At 48.4% G+C, this 5048-nt stretch carries 1 protein-coding gene; it reads right to left on the bottom strand.

Going from position 1 to position 5048, the window contains the following annotated elements; genetic code table 11:
- Positions 1 to 85: 85 nt before the first annotated feature.
- On the bottom strand, positions 86 to 5048 hold a 4963-nt coding region (locus APB76_RS14340; protein WP_330220429.1), incomplete at its 5' end, for a cadherin domain-containing protein.

Here is a 5048-nt window from a genome sequence, read left to right as displayed (position 1 = left end):
AGCAAAAAATACCCTAATAAGAAAAAAGCCAGTCAGCTTAACTGACTGGCATTAGGCTCAATCTGCCCCCTTACATCTTTTTTCGCTAATCCACTTTAAAGGCCTGATGCTGAAATAGCTGTTCAACAATTTCATTTGAACTCGCCGATACCGATAGATCCAAGCCTGACATATCAAACTGCTCAAGCGCAATTGATACTGACTTTCCATCGTCTGCCGTTAGGTCAATATTTAATGTCTCTTTGTCTGCATCGAAGCTAGCCGTTAGATGATTTAGCAGATTTTCCATATCCTTAACATCATCACCTTGCGGTGCCAAAACATCTGTCAGATCGAGTTTGTCTTCATTAAGGTGGAAATCTTTGATGATATCTTGCTCAGGTGTCAAACTTAGCGATTCAGCAGAAAAACTAAACACATCATTTCCTGCCCCACCCGTTAAGATGTCACTGCCTAAACCACCGATAAGCACATCATTATCTTGACCTCCGATAAGGATGTCATCGCCTGCACCACCACTTAAGGTGTCCGCACCGCTCTGGCCCAACATAATATCGATTCCATCACCACCAGTAAGTATGTTTGCTCGTTCATCACCTACCACCTCATGACGCTCAGTTGCCGCGATATCGGTACCCAGTTCGCTCAGAGTCAGAGTAAACACATTGTCGCTCACGCCACCTTTACCGTCTGACACTTTAAACAGGAAGTTTAGATCGGCCTGTTGGTCACCCTGCAGGGTCAGGTCACCACTCTGAGTAAAGCTGTAGCTGCCGTTTGATGCAACTTCCAGAGTACCAAATGCGGTCTCTATGTGCAGATTACCGTCTTCTTCTTTAGTCGAAGTCACCAGTGGCTGGTTTACGGTAATACCATGAATGTCCGCACCAAGCAGCGAGAAGTCTCCGTCAGCCAGAGATACCGTCATTGTATCGCCATCAGCATCCTGGCTGCCCGCTAGCAGCTCACCTGCGATTGGCTCTGGCGAGAACTGGTTCAGATACTGCCCTAGGTCTTCACCCGAATCGATAAACACCACTTTGTCGCTCAGTTTATCCAGCGCCTCACCTGCTTTGGCGTTCTCTGAAAGAGCGATACCAATGCCGTATACTTTGGCGTCATGAGTTTGCTTGTACTCTTGCCAGCGCTGATCCAGATCCGCTGCTGCTGTTTCACCCTCTTTAGGATTTGGTTCACCGTCTGAGATAAAGAAGATAGTGTCTTTGCTTTCAACTGGTTGCTCGTTAAGATACAGATCCCAGTCAAAATTACCTTCAGCATCCAAGCCATCCTGCCAAGGGAATCGGCTACCTGCATCGTTTGGAGCCATTATCGCTTCTAGGGCTTTGTTGTAATCGGTGTTTGTACCGTAGTCAACATCGCACCAGTTACTTACGTAAGAAGCCACTTCGCTGAGGTATTCAGAGTCATCTGAACCACGTCCGTTCAGTTGTGGTGGACGTGTCATATACTCCACATCTTCCAGCGTAAGCCAGCTCTGCGTCGAAGTATCACCATCAAAGCGTACCAGACGAATAAAGGTGTTCGAGTTACCACCTTCTGCCATCATATTTTCAACCATGGTATGCAGTGCTTCAGCCGCCTTATAAGCTCTCGACTCCGTCTTCGGAGCCGCCGCTTCGCTGCCAACCGTATTCAGACCGTCAAAAGTGCGGGTCATACTATTAGACTCATCGAATACTACCGTCACTTTGTTGATCGGCAGGTCTTCCATCTGGGCAAAGCCCTGAACCGGAGATGATGCCGGCGCGTGGTTCTCCGTTACATTTAGGGTAACCTGAGTAGTATCTTTATCCGTACCATCGTTCGCCGTGACTTCCAGCTGGTAGGTCTGCTTCGCTGAATGATCCAGTTTTACACCGTCTTTCAGCCAAATCTCGCCACTGTTAGGGTCTACCCGGAACAGGCTGGCGTCACCACCACTTAGTTCATACTTGATAGTATCGCTGCCATCAGGGTCGAATGCTTTCGCCTGACCAACCAGAACACCAGCTTCCTGTTCTGCAACATCAAAGCTCGCTGAGTCTACCGTAGGCATGCCATTTGCGTCAGTGCCATGAGTCTGGTCCGCATCACCGGCGCTGATAAACTCCGGCGCACGGTCACGGATATCGATAGTCACTTCACCATTCGCGATATCCCCATCGGCATCAATTACCGTGGCATCAAACTTCTCCTGCTGATGACCAGCAACGTTAGTCGCTTTGTAGTCATAATGGCCGTTTTCAAAGTTGATGGTCAGCTTGCCGTGATCGGTATCGATCTGCACCAAAGAGTGATCAGAGACCTTCGTACCGTCGCTCTTAATTACGCTGCCACTCTCTTTGTTATAGTAGTATGTCTCACCGTCGATTGTGATGTGGTCTACCCACTGAGCATCACCATCACTGTCGTCCAGCAGGTTGTTCTGAAGCTGGCCAGATACGGTTTTGGTCAGCAAATCTCCAATCTGTGAATCATCTTCAACAACAATTGCTGAGCCTTTATCTGTTGCCACTGGAGCCAGATACTTCATGTTGGTTCCGGCACCAATGCCGATAGACCAGATATTATCTACTGCCGCACCACTGGTGCTGATGCTGCGCTCCATTGCATTTTCTAGAATAATGGCCTGCTCGGCTTCTGTCGGCTCCGCCCAACCATTAGCCAAGTACTCGTAGCGCTGCTCATTTTCAAAATCGTCTGCATTTGACCATTTCATCAGGCTTTCACGCATTTCAGCGTATGGTTTGTTATTAATGTCTGTCCATAAGCTAAAGTCTGACGGTGCACCATCGGAAATAAAGTAAAGCTGATGACTACTGGTATCTCCGGTCTCTCCATTCAGGTCTGTCAGAGCCTGATTGATTTGATCTATCCCTTGGCTGTATGGCGTCATACCCCCTTTTCCGATAGAGTTCAGGTATGTATCAATCTCTTCTACTGAATGCAGCCATTCCGATGTTTTCCCTGCTGGATAACCAGAATAAGTCGCAATCTTAATCCGGACATCACCCATGTCATCGTACTTTTCAAACATGGTCTTGATAGCGCTGCGGGCTAAGTCCCAGCGTGGAATTCCATCTACTTTGTCAGTCCACATTGAGCCGGAAGCATCAAGCGCAATCAGGACACTGTTGTTCTGCGAATCTACATCATTGATTTCATGATGAGCTGAGTTTGCCGATGGCAGTGAGTCGGTTACATCAAGGTGCAGCGTTGCATTTTCTTTTTGTCCGCCAGCTTCTACGGTAATTTTCGCTGCGATATCCAGCGTATCTGCGCCCTGAGATTTGTGATCCAGTGGTGCATGCTGGTCTGCCGTGTAATGGCCTGTTTTACTGTCGATTGTGGCTTCAAGCACTTTCACGCGGTCTGCCCCAGTGCCGGTATAGCCAGTCAATGTGTTGTGATCCGAACTGACTTCAAATACAACCGGCTTACCATTACTGGTAAAGCCATCAAGCTTCTGGTCAGCATCAAAGTGATATTCTGCATCAGTCGCTGAGCCGGTATTCGCACTTAGATCACCTTCAGCATGTGAACCTACATCTGTACCTGCCTGTTCATCACTCAGCGCGGCGTGAGCATCACTGAGCGACATTGGTTCACCCATCACACGTACCGTTACTTCCGCGGTATCTTTCAGGCCATCTTCGTCCTGAATGGTGTATTTGAACGTGTAGTTCTTCACTTCACCTGTCTCAAGCGTACGCTCGCCCGCAGGCAGGGATGCCAGATATTTCGCCGCATCAAAGACCAGTTTTCCATCCTGCTGAGAAAGGAAGTCCTCTTTCGGGTAATCAACGATTGTCAGTTGATCGCCATCCGGATCACTGTCGTTCACCAGAACGTCTAGCTTCAGAGTGCCTGAACCACTGGTCTTGTAGTTGTCATCGAAAGTGGTCAGGTTTGCGGATACTTCGGTAACAAAGTACTCAGAGCCTTTAGGGTCAACCACGCCGTCTTTGTAGCTAATGGCTGACATTTCGATACTGTCAAAGAAACGACCATCAGCATCTATGTTCACTATCTGCTTACCACTGCCAGTACCTTCAAATACGCCCGTCGCGACCACTTCACCTTTATAGTATGCCTTCCAGACACCTCGTTCGATACCCGGCTCCCAACTGCCGTGCTTGGTGTCTGTCCATAGGTTTTTAACTTCAACTTCAGCGTGATCGGCAACTTGTCCGTTCGCAAAGGAGAAGCGCATTGCTTCACTTTTCCCGGTTGCATCATCATAGCCAATTTGCCCGTCTTGAACGCGGTCTGAGCCGCCGTCCAGAGAAGAACTCACCCCAAACTTGTGTTCACCACCGTCTCCGGTGTAATCGGATTTCGTCGCATCCGCGACTTTATTACCTGTGCCTGTGTCAATCACGTAGTAATCGACTTTGATATCAGCACTGTTATCCCAGTTCTCATAAGTAAGCTCTTTGGTACTGGTCTTAATAGTACCGTCATCGACTGCAATCGGCGCTTCATTGATATCGTTTACAGACACATGCACTTCAGCAGTGTCTTTTCCACTATCCTGGTCGGTAACTTCAACATTAAGCTGATAACTCTTAATATCCTCATAATCGAAAGAAATGCCCGGTTTTACGCTGATTTCACCGGTTTTGCTATCAATCTCGAACTTGTCGGTATGGCTGTTCAACTTATAAGTCAGTATGCTGTCACTATCTGCATCAAATGCTTTCACCGAACCAATCACACTTGGGCTACTGTTCTCATCCACACTGAACTGATAGCTATCCGCATCCGTTTTTCCCTGCGCATCTAGACCGCGGGCATCGTTGCTACCGCTAATAAACTCTGGTGCGTCATTGGTGCCGGTGATGGTGATTTCGACCGTGTGTGGCGTGCCGTCTTCAGACTGCACCGTGAAGGTCTCAACACGAGTCTGACCTTCACCTAAGTATTCCACTTTGCTGTTGTCAACGTTGTACGTCCACTTTCCGCCTTCAGTGATGGTCAAGCTGCCCAGTGGCGCCCCTTCACTTGGGTGGTTAACCGCCGTCACGTCAGTTTTAAAGGTGTCG

It is taken from the genome of Vibrio bivalvicida (genome assembly GCF_001399455.2).
Classification (GTDB): domain Bacteria; phylum Pseudomonadota; class Gammaproteobacteria; order Enterobacterales; family Vibrionaceae; genus Vibrio; species Vibrio bivalvicida.
This window is presented reverse-complemented; position numbering and strand designations above follow the sequence as displayed.